We start from the raw sequence: 16,132 nt of genomic DNA, 5'->3' as shown, positions 1-16,132 counted from the left end.
GGATCACCGGACGGGGCGTCAGTGCTGCTGCGCCTTCTGCGGGGTCACCTCGCTCGGCCGTACCACGACATGTCCCTCGCCCTGGAGCATCAGCTGGACCGCCTCGCCCGAACCGCCGCGCAGCATCGAACCTATGGACTGCGAGCGGTGCAGCGAGGTCGCCAGGTGCGCGGTCCAGCCCACCACCGCGTCGGTGTCGACGTAGACCGGGGCCTGCGGGGAGACGGGGATCACCAGCGGGTTGCCGTCGCAGATCAGCCCGAGCTTGCCGTATCCCGAGAACACGCTGTTGAACAGGCCGCCGCCGGCGATGCCGGACCCCTTCACGGTCTTGATCTCGTACGACAGGGACGCGTCGAAACACAGGACGTTGCGGCCGTTGACCGTGAACTGGTCACCGGGCTCGACCTCGACGATGAAACAGTTCTGCGCCTCGTGCGCGAACCAGGCCTCACCCTGCCCCTGCACGGACATCAGCGGCAGCCCCTCGCCCGTGACGGCACGCTTGAGCATGCCGCCCACGCCCTGGCCCTTGCGCTCGAATCTCAGATTGCCGCGGTGCGCGATCATCGCCCCCTGACGGGCGTACATCTCGCCGTTCACCGCGTACTTGACACACTTGGCGTTCTCGATCGACATACCGGCCTCGACAGCCGGAGCGACCATGTGCTCACTGGAAAAGAGATCACCCTTCATGCGGGGCATGGTGTCCCGGAGGGATGCGTTCCGCCAAGATCACGGAACGTACCGGTTCAGGCACCGAACAGCTGGGTCCAGTAGGTGGCCGCCCGGCCGCCGCCGGCGAAGCCGGTGCCCAGGTGGGTGAAGTCCGCTTTCAGGATGTTGGCCCGGTGGCCGGGGCTGTTCATCCAGCCCTCCACCACCTCGGCCGCGGAACGCTGGCCGCACGCGATGTTCTCGCCGATGGTGCGCCGCCGGGAGCCCGCGGCGGCCGCCCGGTCCCAGGGCCGGGTGCCCTCCGGGGAGGTGTGCGAGTAGAAGTCGCGGGTCGCCATGTCGGTGCTGTACGCCTGCGCGGCGGCCGCCAGCAGCGGATCCTCCGCGAGCGGCCGGAGCCCGGCCCGGGCGCGCTCCCGGTTGGTGAGCTCCACGACCTCGGCGCGGGTGCGGGCCAGTTCGGCCCCGGTCAGGGGTCTGGCCCACAGCGCGGTCCAGTAGGTGTCCCCGCCGCGCGGGTCGCGGGCGTACGCCAGGCCGGCGTGGGTGAAGGCCGGGTCGAGCAGGGTGCGCCGGGCGTCCCCGGCGGCCAGGCAGTGGTCGACGAACTCGGCCGGGGTGCGGGGACCGGACACCAGGTGCTCGCCCACCGTGACGTAGGCGAAGCCGGTGCGGCTGATCCGCTGGTGCACGGAGACGCCGTCGCGGCTCTCCGTGGCCAGTTCGCCGGCCTCGGCCATCGCGCCGGCGTGCGCGCGGGCCGCCGAGACCAGCCGGGCGTCGGGCGCCACCGGCGGCCTGCCGGCCCGGGCCCGGGCGGAGTTGACCAGGCCCAGCAGACCGTCCGGATCGGGCAGGGCGGCGGCCGAGGGGCGGGCCGGCGCGGCCGCCGTGCGCTGCGCGGGGATGGCGGCGCGGAAGCCGGCCGGGCGCCGCGGCTGCCGGTCCTCGACGACGTCCACCCCGAAGTCCCGGGCCAGACCCGCCAGTCCGTCGGCGTATCCCTGCCCCACCGCGCGCAGCTTCCAGTCGGTGCCCCTGCGGTATATCTCGGCGAGCAGCAGCAGGGTCTCCGTGCGCGGGCGCGGCGGGGCGAACCGGGCCACCGTGCGGCCGAGCCGGTCGGTGACGTGCAGGGTGGAGACGGGCAGGGCGCCGAGCGCCGTGCCGGGCTCGGCGGCGGTGACCGTGAGGGTGACCCGCGCGGCGCCGGAGCGCAGCTGGGCCGTCTCGACCGTCAGGGTGTCGCCGCGCAGCCGGACACCGGGTGCGTCCGGCTGGTTGTAGAAGACGAAGTCGGCGTCGCCGCCGACCTTCCCGCTCTCGTCGGTGATCAGGGCGGAGACATCGAAGGGGCCGGGCACCCGGAGGGTCAGCGCGCCGCCCGGGAGGGGCAGGTTGCCCCCGGGGACCAGCTCGCTCATCTCGCCGCCTCTGCTGAGGTCAGGGGCCGAACATCGCGCCCGGTGGGGGAGTCGCCGGTTGAACGTCCGGCCCGGGCGCGAGGTTCCCTCCGGGCGCCGGCGCTACTGCTCCCGCGGCACGGCCGGTGCCACGTCCTCCCGCTCCGGCGGCGTGGCGACGCGCCGCACGGACCGCTGCTTGCCGCAGAACGCCGGCTCCAGCGTGTCGGCGAGCCGGTTGAGCACGGCGGAACTGTTGGAGGCGTTGGCGACCGCGGTGAGGCTGCGCCTGCCGTCCTTCGTGGTGAAGGCGTACGTGTAGTACCCCTGGACCGCGCCCGTGTGGCCGTACACCGAGATCCCGCAGGACAGGTCGCGGCGGCGCAGTCCCAGGCCGTAGGACGTGGTGGAGTTGACGCGGGTGAAGCGCTCCATCTCCGCGAGCCCGGCGGCCGAGGTGAGCCTGCCGCCGGCCAGCGCGGAGTAGAAGGTGTTCAGGTCGCGGGTGGAGGAGATGATGGCGCCCGCGCTCTGCGCCCAGGACACGGTCTGCTCCGTCGCGTCGATCGGCTTCGCGCCCGCCCGGTCCGCGGTGAGGTAGCCGTTGGCGTGCTGTCCGGGGATCGTCGTACCGGGGTGGACGTAGAAGGTGTCGGTCAGCCCCAGTGGCTTGAAGACGCGGTTCTCGTACTCGGTCTTCACGCTGTGCCCGGTGATCTTCTCGATGAGCAGGCCGGCGACCACGAAGTTGGTGTTGGAGTACGAGTAGGCGGCGCCCGGCGCGTTGGTGCGCGGCTTCTGAAGGGAGAGGTCGACCAGCTGGCGGTAGGTGAAGACCTTGTTGCGGACCGCTTCGAAGCCCGACACGCTGCTCGCGAACATGTCGTTCGTGTAGTCGTACAGTCCGCTGCGGTGGCTCAGCACGTGCCGCACGGTGATGCGGTCGTCCGGGAGCAGCCCCGGCAGGTAGCGGTTGACCGGCGCGTCCAGGGCGAGCTTGTGCTCGTCCGCCAACTGGAGCAGGACGACCGCCGAGAAGGTCTTGGTGACGCTGCCGACGCGGAAGCGGTCGCTGGTGGTGATGGCCCGTCGGCTCATGCGGTCGGCGACGCCCTGCGTCGTCCGGTAGACCTTCGTGCCGTCGTCGATACGGGCCATCGCGCCGGGTGCCCCCTTCGCCACGACCGAGCGGAGCACCGCGGCCATCGCCGCGGTGTCCGGCGCCGGCGGGGCGGCCGCCGTCCGCGGCTGTGCTCCCGCTCTCATGGGCGCCGCCTGGGCCGGGACCGCGAGCAGTGACAGGGCCACCGCTCCGAGCACCGCGCTTCTGCTGACCATTGCCGAGACCATCCGACCCTGCTCCTCTCAGTGCTGTCTCCGATGCGAGATGGGTCACATCCGGTTCGGGGAACCTTCTCGCATCCCGTCACATCTCCACAGCCGACGCACAGTTGGTCGCCCAGCGATCACTGTGCGAGGCGGATTCGCAAAGTATTGCCATGAAACGCAAGAAAAGCGACGAACCGCGCTTTACATGGACATGACTCGTCCGGAAGGGTTGCGGTCCGGGGCCCGACCAGCCCCTTTGGCGTCCCAGGGCGCCATGCCGCACGGCGGCCGGTGACGCCGGTCGCCGTCCGAACAAAGGAACCCTGACCAGTGCGTAGTGCGCACATACGCAGCGTGGCGGTCGCCGTTGCCGTGACGACGGCCGCCACGGGCCTGGCCGGTACGGCCTTCGCCGGTCCCGGCACGGGGGTGCACCCGGCGACCGCCGTCACGACGACCGCGCAGGTGGCGGCGGCCGCCCGGGCCGCGGCCCTCGCCCACTCGACGGCGACCGGTGTCGGCGCCGGCGACGAACTCCGGGCCCAGGACGTGATGATCGACCCCGAGGGCGCGCGTCACGTCCGCTTCGAACGGACCCACCGGGGGATGCCGGTGCTCGGCGGCGACCTGGTCGTTCATCTTTCCCGTCAATTGGCCTACACGGGTGTCACCCGCGCGGCCGACCACGCCGTGGCACCCGCCACCACCGCGGCGCGACTGACCGCCCGCCAGGCCGAGGAGAAGGCCGCCTCCGCCGCCGGCGGCGAGGCCGGTACCGCCGCACTCGTGGTGGACGCGCGCGACGGTGCCGCGGCCCTCGCCTACCAGGTGCCGGTCGACGGCGCGGGCGGCTCCAGCACGGTCGTCGTCGACGCCCTCACCGGCAAGGTGCGCAGCAACACCCCCGACAGTGACGAGTTCCTCTCGCCCAAGGTGCTGGAGACCCTCCGCCGGCGCGGCGAGACCCTCGACCCGGCCACCGGCGCCGGCGCCCGCCCGCAGGCCCTCGCCGGCGCGTCCGCCGCCGCGGCGCCCCACTACCCGGCGACCGCGCACGGCACCGGGAAGTCCCTCTTCGTCGGCAAGGTCGCGCTCACCACCACGCAGACCGCCCGCCGGAGCTTCCTGCTCAAGGACCCGACCCGGTACGGCACCGAGACCCGGGACGCCAAGGGCAGGGACACCGAGAGCTTCGGAAAGGGCGCCAAGTTCACCAGCACCACCGACAGCTGGGGCAACGGCACCACCACCAGCCGGGGCAGCGCCGCCGCCGACGCCCAGTACGGCATCACCGAGACCCTGGACTTCTACAAGAAGACCTTCGGCCGCAAGGGCATAGCGAACAACTCCAAGCCCGCCCGCGCCATGGTCCACTGGGGCGACAAGGTCGGCAACGCCTTCTGGGACTCGCCCTGCGGCTGCATGCTCTACGGCGACGGGGACGGCGACCAGATAAAGAAGCCGCTGGTCGTCCTGGACGTCACCGGCCACGAACTCACCCACGGCGTGGTGGACGCCACCGCGAAGCTGGAGCCGACCCGGATCGACTCGGACGGCAACCAGTACGGCGAGGCGGGCTCGCTCAACGAGTCGCTCGCCGACATCTTCGGCTCGGGCGTGGAGTTCTTCGCCGCCAACCCGAAGAACCCGCCGAACTACCTCGTCGGCGAGAAGCTGGGCCTGGCGCAGAAGTTCCTGCGCCGTCTCGACCACCCCTCGCTCGACCGCCTCGAAGGCACCGTCGACTACTGGTCGCCCCAGGTGGCGAACGCCGAGGTGCACGCCGGCTCCGGCGTCTCCTCGCACGCCTTCTACCTGCTCGCCGAGGGCAGCGGCCGCAAGACCATCGGCGCCACCACCTACGACTCGCCCACCTTCGACGGCTCCACGGTCAAGGGCATCGGCCGCGCCAAGGCCACGGCGGTCTTCTACCGCGCCCTGACCCGGTACATGGTCTCCTCGACCGACTTCCACGACGCCCGGACGGCGACGCTGAAGGCGGCCAAGGACCTCTACGGCGCGAGCAGCGTCGAGTACCGCACGGTCGACCAGGCCTGGGCCGCGGTCAACGTGACCGCTGCCGACGCCCCGGCCGCCCGGCACTGACGGACGCGCCGAAACCGCTGGTCCGGGTGCCCTGCCGGGGGGGCGGGTACCCGGATCGGGCGGAACGGGCGGACAGGTGTGACGGACCGGCAGGTGGAACACGGGTCAACGCCCCCACCACACCCGCCATTTGAAGGCCACTGGAACCTCACAGTCAACCTTCAGGTGATTCCTGTTTCTTTTATTGACAGCGGAAAATAAGCCACCTAAGTTCCCGGCCATGCGCTTCACCACCAGTGCCGAAACGTTTCCGGCCCATACGCCGGCCGTCTCGCAGATCTTCACCACGGTGCTGTCCCACGGCCCCCTCACCCGGCTGGAGGCGGCCCGCCGGGCCGGCCTGTCGCCGGCCGCCGTGACCAAGGCCGTCCGTCCGCTGCTGGCGGCCGGATACCTGGCCGAGGACGCCGACGGCGAGGCCCGGCCCACCCTCGGGCGCCCCGCCAACCTGGTGCGGGTCGACGGTGGACGCGCGCTGTTCATCGGTGTCAAGGTCACCGGCGACGAGGTCATAGCGGTCCTCACCGACCTCTGCTGCCGGATCAGGCTGGCCCGCCGGCTCCCCGTCACCGACCGTGCCGCCAAGGCCGTCCTGACCTCCGTCGCCGAACTCACCCACGAACTGCGTGCCGAGGCCGAGGACTTCGGCGCCCCCGTGCTCGGCCTCGGCATCGCCGTCTCCGGCGACGTGGACCGCGCCGAAGGGGTCGTCCGCTACTCGCCCTTCCTTGACTGGCGCGACGTGGCCCTCGCCGAACTCGTCGCGACGACCACCGGACTGCCGGTCGTCGTCGACAACGACGTGCGCGCCCTGACCGTCGCCGAGCAGTGGTTCGGCGCCGGGGTCGGGCTCTCCGACTTCGCCGTGGTGACCGTCGGCGCGGGCATCGGCTGCGGGCTGGTCGTCCACGGCCGGGTGGTCGCGGGCGCGCACGGGGTGGCGGGGGAGATCGGGCACGTGGCCGTCGACCCGGCCGGACCGCTCTGCCACTGCGGCAACCGCGGCTGCGTGGAGGCGATCGCCGGGGACGCCGCGATCGTCTCCCGCATGCGGGAGGTGACGGGCCGCCCGGTCGCCGTCGCCGCCGAGGCGGCCGCCCTCGCCCACGAAGGCGTCGCCGGAGCCCGCGAGGTGTACGCCGCGGCCGGCGACGCCATCGGCCGGGGCATCGCGACCGTGGCCAACCTCTTCGGCCCGGAACGCGTGATCATCTCGGGCGAGGGACTCGCCGCCTACGACCTCTTCGCCGAGCACATCCTCGACTCGTTCACCGCGGCGGCCTTCGGCTCCGCCGCGCGGTGCGACGTACAGACCCGCCCACTCGCCTTCGAGGAGTGGGCCCGCGGGGCCGCGGCCGCCGCGATCCAGTCCTTCATCACGTCCTCTCCCACCCCTCAGGGCTGAGCCGCCCAAGACCCCGAACCAGGAGGGCCCATGCGGTCACCTGCACACTCCGTCCTGCCCGCACGCGGGCTGAGAACCGTCCTCGTACTGGCGCTGACCGCGGCCTTCGCGTCCGCGGTGCCCGCCGCCGAGGCCCAGAGCCCGGCCCAGGCCCCCGCCCAGGCCTCCGCCCCGATCGCAGCCAAGCCCTACATGGGCTGGTCCAGTTGGAGCATGCAGTCCTCCAAGTACCCCGGTCTCAACGACAAGGGCGACTACAGCTACCTCACCGAGGCCAACGTCCTCAAGCAGACCGACGCCCTGGCGAGCAAGCTGAAGCAGTACGGCTACGACCACGTCAACATCGACGCCGGCTGGTGGATGGACTGGAACTGGAAGCAGGGCTACGACGAGTACGGCCGTCAGAAGGCCGACCCGGCCCGCTTCCCCAGCGGCATGAAGGCCGTCGCCGACCGCATCCACGCCAAGGGCCTGAAGGCCGGCATCTACCTGCCGGCCGGCCTGGAGAAGGGCGCCTACGGCGACGGGAAGACCCCCGTCTGGAACGCCGAGGGCTGCACCACCGCCGACATCGTCTACCCGGACCTGCGCACCACCAACGGCTGGGACAGCTCCTACAAGATCGACTTCGACCGGCCGTGCGCGCAGAAGTACATAGACTCCCAGGCACAGTTGATAGCCGGCTGGGGCTATGACTTCCTCAAGCTCGACGGCGTCGGCCCCGGCTCGGGCAAGAGCGGCGACCAGTACGACAACGTCGCCGACGTCGCCGCCTGGCACAAGGCGATCGCCGGCACCGGCCGCCCGATCCACCTGGAGGCCTCCTGGTCCCTGGACTACGGGCACGCCGCCGACTGGCAGAAGTACACCAACGGCTGGCGCATCGACACCGACGTCGAGTGCTACTGCAACACCCTGGTCAGCTGGGAGAACTCGGTCGACGACCGCTGGGACGACACCCCGGCCTGGACCGGCAAGGCGGGCCCCGGCGGCTGGAACGACCTCGACTCCCTCGACGTCGGCAACGGCGCGATGGACGGCCTCACCAAGGCCGAACGGCAGAGCTACGCCACCCTGTGGGCCATCGCCAAGTCCCCGCTGTTCACCGGCGACGACATGACCAAGCTCGACGACTACGGTCTCTCGCTGCTCACCAACCGCGAGGTCATCGGCATCGACCAGAGCGACAACCCGCCGGCCCGGCCGGTCACCCCGTCCGACCCGCAGCAGGTCTGGGCCGCGAAGAACGCCGACGGCACGTACACGGTCGCCCTGTTCAATCTCGCCGGCTCGCCCTCGGCGGTCACGGCCGACTGGACGGCGCTGGGCTTCACCGGCAAGGCCTCGGTGCGCGACCTGTGGAACCACGAGAACCTGGGCAGCTTCCAGAACAAGATCACCGAGGCGCTGCCGGCCCACGGCTCGCGGCTGTTCACCGTGACGCCGAAGGGCAGCGCGCTGGCGTCGACCGGGTACGAGGCCGAGGCGAGCGGCAACACCCTCGGCGGCAACGCCTCCGTCGCCGGGTGCGACGCCTGCTCCGGGCAGAAGAAGGTCGGCAACCTCTACCAGGGCGGCAAGCTCACCTTCAACGACGTCGTCGTCGACAAGGCCGGCACGTACCTGGTCAAGATCGCGTACATCAGCGGTGACTCCCGGTCGGCCACCGTCTCGGCCAACTCCGGGAACGGGACCGGTCACAAGTTCCCCTCGACCGGGGACTGGGGGACGGTTTCGACCGTGAGTGTCCCGGTGACCCTGAAGGCCGGTGCCAACACGATCAGCTTCGACAGCGGGTCGGGGTACGCGCCGGACGTCGACCGGATCGACGTGCCGAAGTCGCCCCGGTAGTGACCTGGGTGAGTGCGTAGTCCGGGAACTGCGGGCCGGTGGGGGCTGGTCGCGCAGTTCCTCCCCCAGCCTCCGGCCGGGGGCACCCCCAGCGCCCCTGACGGGCGCTTCTCCTCGGACGTTGGATTGGAACCCATGGAAAACCATCCCAGCAGACGGCACTTCCTCGCTCTCGCCGCGGCCACCGGCGCTCTCGCCGGGCTTCCCTCCTTCAGTGCCTCCGCCGCCCCGCAGCGCTCCACCGAACCACTCGCCGCGCCCCGGCACCGGCTCTGGTGGCAGGCGCCCGCCGACGACGGGTCGATGATCACGCAGGGTCTGCCGGTCGGCAACGGCCGGCTCGGCGCCCTAGCGGGCAACGACTCCGGGCGTGAGCTCCTCCTCGTCACCGACGCCACCCTGTGGACCGGCGGGCTCAACGACACCCTCGACTCCGACGGCCAGTTCCCCTACGGCAGGGCCGACTTCGGCTCGCTGACCCTGCTCGCCCGGCTCACCGTGGAGATCCCGGACCACGACCTGGGCGCCGTCTCCGACTACCGCCGTACCCTCGACCTCGACAACGGCGTGGTCGAGGCGTCGTACGTCCGCTCCGGGGTGACGTACCGGCGGCAGGTGTTCGCCAGCCGCCCGGACGACGTGATCGTGCTGCACCTCGGCCAGGACGGCGGCGGGCGCTACACCGGCACCGTCACCCTGGAGGGCACCCATGGGGAGACCGGCGGCACCGCCGAGTCGTTCGCCGGGTCCTTCGCCAACGGGCTCAGGTACGGTGCCGCGGTCAAGGCGTACGGCACCGGCGGCAGCGTCCGGGTGAGCGGTTCGCACATCAGCTTCACCGACTGCCGGGAGCTGACCGTCGTCCTCAGCGGCGGCACCGACTACGCGCCGGACGCGGCCGCCGGCTACCGCGACCCGTCCCTCGACCCGCTGGCGCTGGCCCGCGGCAAGGCCAGGGCCGCCGCCCGGCACTCGGCCGACTCGCTGCTGCGCACCCACGCCGCCGACCACCGCGCCCTGTTCGGCCAGTTCGACCTGTCCCTCGGCAGGTCCACCGCCGAGCAGCGGGAGCTGGACACCTGGGCGCGCGTCCAGGCCCGCGCCGCCACCGGCGACCCCGACCCCGAACTCGAGGCCACCTACGCCCAGTTCGGCCGGTACCTGATGATCGCGGGATCGCGCGACAGTCTGCCGACGGGCCTCCAGGGACTCTGGCTGGACGGCAACGACCCGGACTGGATGGGCGACTACCACACCGACATCAACCTCCAGATGAACTACTGGATGGCCGACCGGCTGGGCCTGTCGCAGTGCTTCGACGCCTTCACCGACTACTGCGTCGACCAGCTGCCGTCCTGGACGGACACCACCCGGCGGCTCTTCCAGGACTCCCGCAACCGCTACCGCAACTCCCGGGGCAAGGTGGCCGGCTGGACCATCGCCATCTCCACCAACCCGTTCGGCGGCGGTGGCTGGTGGTGGCACCCGGCGGGCAACGCCTGGCTGTGCCAGAGCCTGTGGGAGCACTACGAGTTCACCGGATCCCGCGCCCACCTGGAGAAGATCTACCCCCTCCTCAAGGGCGCCTGCGAGTTCTGGGAGGCGCGGCTGCTCACCACCACCCTGGACGACGGCAGGGAGGTGCTGATCGCGGACAGCGACTGGTCGCCGGAACAGGGGCCGCTGGACGCCAAGGGCATCACCTACGCCCAGGAACTCGTGTGGATCCTGTTCGGGAACTTCCGCGCTGCGGCCGCCGAGCTGAAGAGGGATGCTGGATACGCGGGCGCCGTCGGCAAGCTCCGGGACCGCCTCTACCTGCCGGTGGTGAGCCCCAAGACCGGCTGGCTGGAGGAGTGGATGTCCCCGGACAACCTCGGCGAGACCACCCACCGCCACCTCTCGCCGCTGATCAACCTCTTCCCCGGCGACCGGATCCGCCCGGACGGCTCCACGCCCAAGGACATCCTCGACGGCGCGACGGCCCTCCTGACCGCCCGCGGCATGGACAGCTACGGCTGGTCCAACGCCTGGCGCAGCCTGTGCTGGGCCCGGCTGAAGAACGGGGAGAAGGCCTACCAGCTCGTCGTCAACAACCTGAAGCCGTCGGCGAACGGCAGCAACGGCAGCGCGTCGAACCTCTTCGACATCATGGACATGGGAGGGGGCCGGGGCATCTTCCAGATCGACGCGAACTTCGGCACCCCGGCCGCCGTCCTGGAGATGCTGCTGTACTCCCGGCCCGGCCACCTGGAGCTCCTGCCGGCCCTCCCCGCCGCCTGGGCCGCCTCCGGCCAGGTCACCGGCGCGGGCGCCCGCGGCGGCTTCGTCGTCGACCTGAGCTGGCGCGACGGCAGGCCCACCGAGGCCCGGATCCGCAGCGTCGGCGGCCGTACCACCACGGTCGTCCACGGAAACACCGCACGGACGGTCACGCTGCGTCCCGGCCAGTCCGTCACGTTGCGGGACTTCGCGCGGTGACCGGCCGGTTCGCGCGGGCCGTCGCCCTCACCGCCGTCCTGCTCACGTCCGTCGCCTGTCAGACCGGGCCCGCCCGGGCGACCCCCGCGTCGAAACCTCCGGCTCAGGGCGCTGCGGCCCGGCACGACGTCGTCACCTGGGGGGCCGCCGCAGACCGGATGGGCCAGGGCACCGCCGACCGCGGCTACCGGCTGGTCGTGCACACCAGCGCCGCCGGCAGCGGCCTGCGGGTACGGCTCTCGAACGCCTTCGGCGACCGGCCGCTGACCCTGGACAGCGTCTACGCCGGTCTGGAGCGCCAGGGCGCCGCCCTGGAGCCGGGCAGCAACAGGCGGCTCACCTTCGACGGCGCCCGCACGGTCACCGTGCCGGCGGGCGCCACCGCCTGGAGCGACCCGCTGCCCGGCAGCCTGCCGGCCGGCAGCGACCTGGTCGTCAGCCTGCACAGCCCGGACGCGGCCGGTCCGGCCACCGGCCACGGGATGGCCATGCAGACCTCCTACGTCACCCAGGGCGACCACACGGCCGAGGAGAGCGCCGCCGACTGGACCGAGACCACCGGTTCCTGGTGGTACCTGGACTCGGTCTCGGTACGGCCGTCGGACCCGGCCACCGGGGCCGTGGTGGCGCTCGGTGACTCCATCACCGACGGCTGGGCGTCCACCACCGACCTCAACCGCCGCTGGCCCGACTACCTCGCCCGCCGGCTCCAGAAGGCGCACACCGAGGTCAAGGGCGTCGCCGACGAGGGCATCTCCGGGAACCAGGTCCTCGCGGACGGCGCCGGGCAGGCCGCCCTGCACCGGCTGGACCGCGACGTGCTGAGCCAGCCCGGGGTGCGTACCGTCTTCCTCTTCGAGGGGGTCAACGACATCAAGGCGCACACCGGGGTCACCGCGGCCGACCTGATCGCCGGGTACCGCGAGATCGTCCGGCGGGCGCACGCGGCCGGCAAGTGCGTGGTCGCCTCGACCGTCGGGCCCTTCGAGGGCTGGCCGGAGTGGGACCAGGCCGGGGAGGCCGTCCGCCAGGAGGTCAACCAGTACATCCGCACCAGCGGGGAGGTCGACGCGGTCACCGACTTCGACCGGATCCTGCGCAGCCCCTACGACCAGGCGCGGATGCTGCCGTTCCTCGACAGCGGCGACCACATCCACCCCAACGACAAGGGAATGCAGGCCATGGCCGACGCCGTCGACCTGGCGAGCCTCGACTGCGACGGGTGATCCCCCTCGCACCCGCGCACCCCGGAACCGTCGGTTCCGGGGTGCGCGGTCAAGCGGCTGCCCCGGGCCCGGTGTTCAGCCCCGGGCGCTCAGCCCCGCAGCGTCCGGGCCCAGTCCTCCGGTACCCGGTCCGCCGGACCCGGCACGGACTGGTCCGCCGGGTGGCTCGTCGGCGGCGCCAGGTCCGGTCCGGACTCGTACAGTTCGCCCGACTCGAAGTTCCAGAACCAGCCCTCGCCCGGCTCGTAGCTGCGGATCAACGGGTGTCCGGTCTCCCGGAAGTGCGCGGTCGCGTGTTTCGAGGGCGAGTCGTCGCAGCAGCCGATGTGCCCGCACTGCGTGCACCGCCGCAGGTGGAACCACCAGCCGCCCGCCTTGTCGCACTCCACGCACCCGGCACCGCTCGGCGGAACCTCCGGGTCGATCGCGGTGTCGCCGCTCATACCGTCTCCTCAGATGACTCGGGTGCTTCGGCGGTCAGGGGAAGCAGCACCTGGAAGCGGGTGTCCCCGGGCACCGACTCCACCCGCATGCTGCCGTGATGCTTGTTCACGACGATCCGCCAGGAGATGTCCAGGCCGAGGCCCGTGCCCTGGCCCACCGGTTTCGTCGTGAAGAACGGATCGAAGATCCGGTCCTTGATGTCCGGGGCGATCCCGCTCCCGGTGTCCCCGAACTCCACCAGCAGCTGCTCGTGGTCGAGCGCGGTCCGCACGGTCAGCGTGCCGCCCGGCCCGCCGTCGCCGTCCCGCATCGCGCAGACCGCGTTGTCGATGAGGTTGGTCCACACCTGGTTGAGCTCGGCGGGATAGGCGGGGACGGACGGGAGCGTCCGGTCGTACTCCTTGACCACCCGGATGTCCTGCCCGATCTTCCCGGACAGCATCAGCAGGGTGCTGTCGAGGAGTTCGTGCACGTCCACCTCCCGGTACGGCGCCCGGTCCAGCTGGCTGTACTGCTTGGCGGCGTCGACGAGATGCGAGATCCGGGTCGTGGAGTCGTCGATCTCGTTCATCAACAGCTCGGTCTCGATGGTGTAGTTGAGCCAGCCGACCGCGTTGGGGAAGATCTCGTCGTCCACGGCCGCGGCCACCTGCTCCAGCCAGTCGACGTCGAGACCCGCCTGCACGAAGATCGGCGCGAGCTGCCAGCCGTTGTCCATGCCGTGGTCGTCGAGCCAGTCGGAGAGGACGTCCTCGCGGTCGGAGGCCTCCAGCGGGCTGAGCGAGGGAGCCTTGGCGACCCGCTCGGCGGTGCGCTCCTGGATCTCGATCAGACCGGCCAACTGCTCCCGGGAGAAAGGCCCTTCGGCGATCACCGCGAGCTTGTGCCGCATCTTCGCCACCCGCTCGCGCAGCGTGGACGTCGCCCGTACGGCCGCCGCGGCCGGGTTGTTGAGCTCATGGGTGAGCCCGGCCGACAACGAGCCCAGCGCCAGCAGCCGTTCCCGCTGGCCGATCGCAGCCTGGGTGTTCTTCGAACCGAAGAACAGGCCCTCCAGCAGGTGCACGGCCATCGGGAACCAGTCCTGCATGATCTCCGCGAAGGTGTCCGCCGGCAGCACGAAGAACCGCGTCGGCTCGGTCACCCGCATCGAGTTGTTGTACGCCTGCCGCACCCGGTCCCCGAGGTACGCCTGCATGGCGCCCGCGTACACCCCGGGCTGCGAGGTCCTGGTGACCTCGATGTCGTCCCCGGCGACCCGCCGGGAGAGCACCACCGTGCCCTGGACCATCACGTAGAAGCAGGTCGCGGGATCACCCTCGGTGTAGACGGGACCCGGCTGGAACAGCTCCACCCGGCCGGCCGCGCACAGCCGCCCGAGCTGCTCCGGCTCCAGCTTCTCGAACAGGAACAGCGACCCGATCTCCGTCGCGCTGCACGGCATCAACTGCCCGCTCATGACTGCTCCAGATACCGGTGGACGAGCATCACTGCCATGGCTCCCTCTCCGACGGCGGACGCGACACGCTTGGCGGACTCGGCCCGTGCGTCGCCCGCCACGAACACGCCGGGAATGCTGGTCTCCAGGTGGTACGGCGGCCGGTTCAGCTCCCAGCCGGCCGGCGGCGTCCCGTCGACGGTCAGGTCCGGTCCGGCCAGGATGAACCCGCGCCCGTCGCGCAGCACCGTGTCACCGAGCCAGTCGGTCAGCGGAGCCGCCCCGATGAACACGAACATCCACTGGGCGTCCACCTGTTCCCGGTCGCCGCTGTGCACATGGCGCAGGGTGAGCTGCTCCAGCCGCTCCGCGCCGTGCGCGGCCTCGACCACCGTGTCACTGCGGACCGAGATGTTCGGGGCCTCGTTGATCTGCTGGATCAGGTAGTACGACATCGAGGCCGACAGGTCCGCACCGCGCACCAGCAGCGTCACCGACTTGGCGAACCTGGACAGGTACATCGCCGCCTGGCCGGCCGAGTTGGCACCGCCCACGACGTACACGTCCTGCCCCTGGCAGGAGGTGGCCTCGGTGAGCGCGGAGCCGTAGAACACCCCGCAGCCGGTCAGGCCGACGCAGCCCTCCGCCTCCAGCTGCCGGTACTGCACTCCGGTCGCCAGGATCACACTGTGCGCCGCGATCGCCGAGCCGTCCGCGAACCGCACCACCCGCGCGGCCCCGTTGACCTCCAGCGCGGTCACCTCGCGGGCGGTCAGCACCTCCGCGCCGAACTTGGCGGCCTGCCGCCTGGCCCGGTCGGTGAGCTGGGCCCCCGACACCCCGTCCGGGAAGCCGAGGTAGTTCTCGATCCGGGAGCTCTGCCCGGCCTGCCCGCCGGTCGCCGCGCGCTCCACGAGCACCGTCCGCAGCCCCTCCGACGCCCCGTAGACCGCCGCGCCCAGACCGGCCGGGCCACCGCCGATGACCACCAGGTCGTAGAAGTCCGCGGTGGGCGTGGTCGCCAGTCCCACCTTGGCGGCCAGTTCGGGCGCCTCGGGTTCGATCAGGGGGGTCCCGTCCGGCGTGATCACCAGCGGCAGCCGCTGCCCGTCGGCCTCGGCGGCCGCCAGCAGGCGCTGTCCCTCCGGTTCCTCGACCGAGTACCAGCGGTACGGCACCTGGTTGCGGGCCAGGAACTCCCGCACGTCCGACGAACGCGCCGACCAGCGGTGCCCGACGACCTTGGTGGCCGGCACCGGCTTGTAGTCGCTGGCCCGCCAGGCGTCCAGCAGATCGTCCAGGACCGGGTAGAGCTTCTCCTCGGGCGGGTCCCAGGGCTTGAGCAGGTAGTGGTCGAGATCGACCACGTTGATCGCGTCGATGGCCGCGTTGGTGTCGGCGTACGCGGTCAGCAGCACCCGCCGGGCGCCCGGATACACGTCCAGCGCCTGTTCGAGGAACTCGATGCCGTTCATCTGCGGCATCCGGTAGTCGGCCAGGATCACCGCCACCAGGTCACCGCGGAGTTTCAGCTCCCGCAGCGCCTCCAGCGCCGAGTCGCCGGACTCCGCGCGCACGATCCGGTACGACGCGCCGTAGCGGCGCCGCAGGTCCCGGGCGACGGCACGGGAGACCCCCGGGTCGTCGTCCACGGTCATGATGACGGTCCGTGCCGCGTCGGCAGCCTGTGCCATACGTCTCCCACCCCGAGCCGTTGCTTCCACGGGACGGCGGCCCCTCCAGCAGGAGCGCGGCCACCGCACCGGTTCCC

Annotated in this window: 11 protein-coding genes; 5 read left to right on the top strand and 6 right to left on the bottom strand. The window is 71.6% G+C overall.

What is annotated here, in order from left to right; genetic code table 11:
* Positions 1-18: 18 nt before the first annotated feature.
* From AAW13_RS25110 to AAW13_RS25100, 3 genes are all read right to left on the bottom strand, one after another.
* Positions 19-696 (bottom strand): AIM24 family protein, encoded by a 678-nt coding sequence (locus AAW13_RS25110; protein ID WP_046727452.1) that lies wholly within the window; start codon positions 694-696, stop codon positions 19-21.
* Between the two features lie 56 nt (positions 697-752).
* Positions 753-2,102, bottom strand: coding sequence for a CAP domain-containing protein (locus tag AAW13_RS25105; RefSeq protein WP_046727453.1), 1,350 nt, complete (start codon positions 2,100-2,102; stop codon positions 753-755).
* 102 nt (positions 2,103-2,204) lie between these two features.
* Entirely contained in the window at positions 2,205-3,431 is a 1,227-nt protein-coding gene (locus tag AAW13_RS25100) for a serine hydrolase domain-containing protein (protein ID WP_046727454.1), read from the bottom strand.
* A 333-nt stretch (positions 3,432-3,764) separates the two neighbouring features.
* Between AAW13_RS25100 and AAW13_RS25095 the strand changes: the two genes are divergently transcribed.
* The 5 genes from AAW13_RS25095 (at position 3,765) to AAW13_RS25075 (ending at position 12,479) form a co-directional block, all read left to right on the top strand.
* A complete protein-coding gene (locus AAW13_RS25095; protein ID WP_240528729.1) occupies positions 3,765-5,516 on the top strand; it encodes a M4 family metallopeptidase in 1,752 nt (583 codons plus the stop codon).
* 220 nt (positions 5,517-5,736) lie between these two features.
* Entirely contained in the window at positions 5,737-6,921 is a 1,185-nt protein-coding gene (locus AAW13_RS25090; protein ID WP_046727456.1) for an ROK family transcriptional regulator, read from the top strand.
* 30 nt (positions 6,922-6,951) lie between these two features.
* Entirely contained in the window at positions 6,952-8,772 is a 1,821-nt protein-coding gene (locus tag AAW13_RS25085) for an alpha-galactosidase D (protein WP_046727457.1), read from the top strand.
* Between the two features lie 135 nt (positions 8,773-8,907).
* The gene (locus AAW13_RS25080; protein WP_046727458.1) at positions 8,908-11,253 is read left to right on the top strand and encodes a glycosyl hydrolase family 95 catalytic domain-containing protein; all 2,346 of its coding nucleotides are present in this window, start codon (positions 8,908-8,910) and stop codon (positions 11,251-11,253) included.
* Positions 11,250-12,479: an SGNH/GDSL hydrolase family protein gene (locus AAW13_RS25075; RefSeq protein WP_046727459.1), complete on the top strand. Its 1,230-nt coding sequence runs from the start codon at positions 11,250-11,252 to the stop codon at positions 12,477-12,479. Before AAW13_RS25080 ends, AAW13_RS25075 begins: the two co-directional genes overlap by 4 nt.
* Positions 12,480-12,568: 89 nt before the next feature.
* On the opposite strand, the gene AAW13_RS25070 is transcribed toward AAW13_RS25075, so the two are convergent.
* The 3 genes from AAW13_RS25070 to AAW13_RS25060 are packed head-to-tail and all read right to left on the bottom strand — an operon-like array spanning position 12,569 to position 16,055.
* Positions 12,569-12,922 (bottom strand): UBP-type zinc finger domain-containing protein, encoded by a 354-nt coding sequence (locus AAW13_RS25070; RefSeq protein ID WP_046727460.1) that lies wholly within the window; start codon positions 12,920-12,922, stop codon positions 12,569-12,571.
* Positions 12,919-14,382 (bottom strand): ATP-binding protein, encoded by a 1,464-nt coding sequence (locus tag AAW13_RS25065; RefSeq protein WP_046727461.1) that lies wholly within the window; start codon positions 14,380-14,382, stop codon positions 12,919-12,921. The genes AAW13_RS25070 and AAW13_RS25065 overlap by 4 nt, the downstream gene beginning before the upstream one ends.
* Positions 14,379-16,055, bottom strand: a complete 1,677-nt coding sequence (locus tag AAW13_RS25060; RefSeq protein WP_046727462.1) for an NAD(P)/FAD-dependent oxidoreductase — start codon at positions 16,053-16,055, stop codon at positions 14,379-14,381. The genes AAW13_RS25065 and AAW13_RS25060 overlap by 4 nt, the downstream gene beginning before the upstream one ends.
* Positions 16,056-16,132 lie beyond the last annotated feature (77 nt).

The sequence above is a fragment of the Streptomyces humi genome, assembly GCF_001005085.2.
In the GTDB taxonomy this organism is placed as follows: domain Bacteria; phylum Actinomycetota; class Actinomycetes; order Streptomycetales; family Streptomycetaceae; genus Streptomyces; species Streptomyces humi.
Note: the sequence above shows the minus strand (reverse complement) of the source record. Positions and strands in the feature narration are given on the sequence as shown.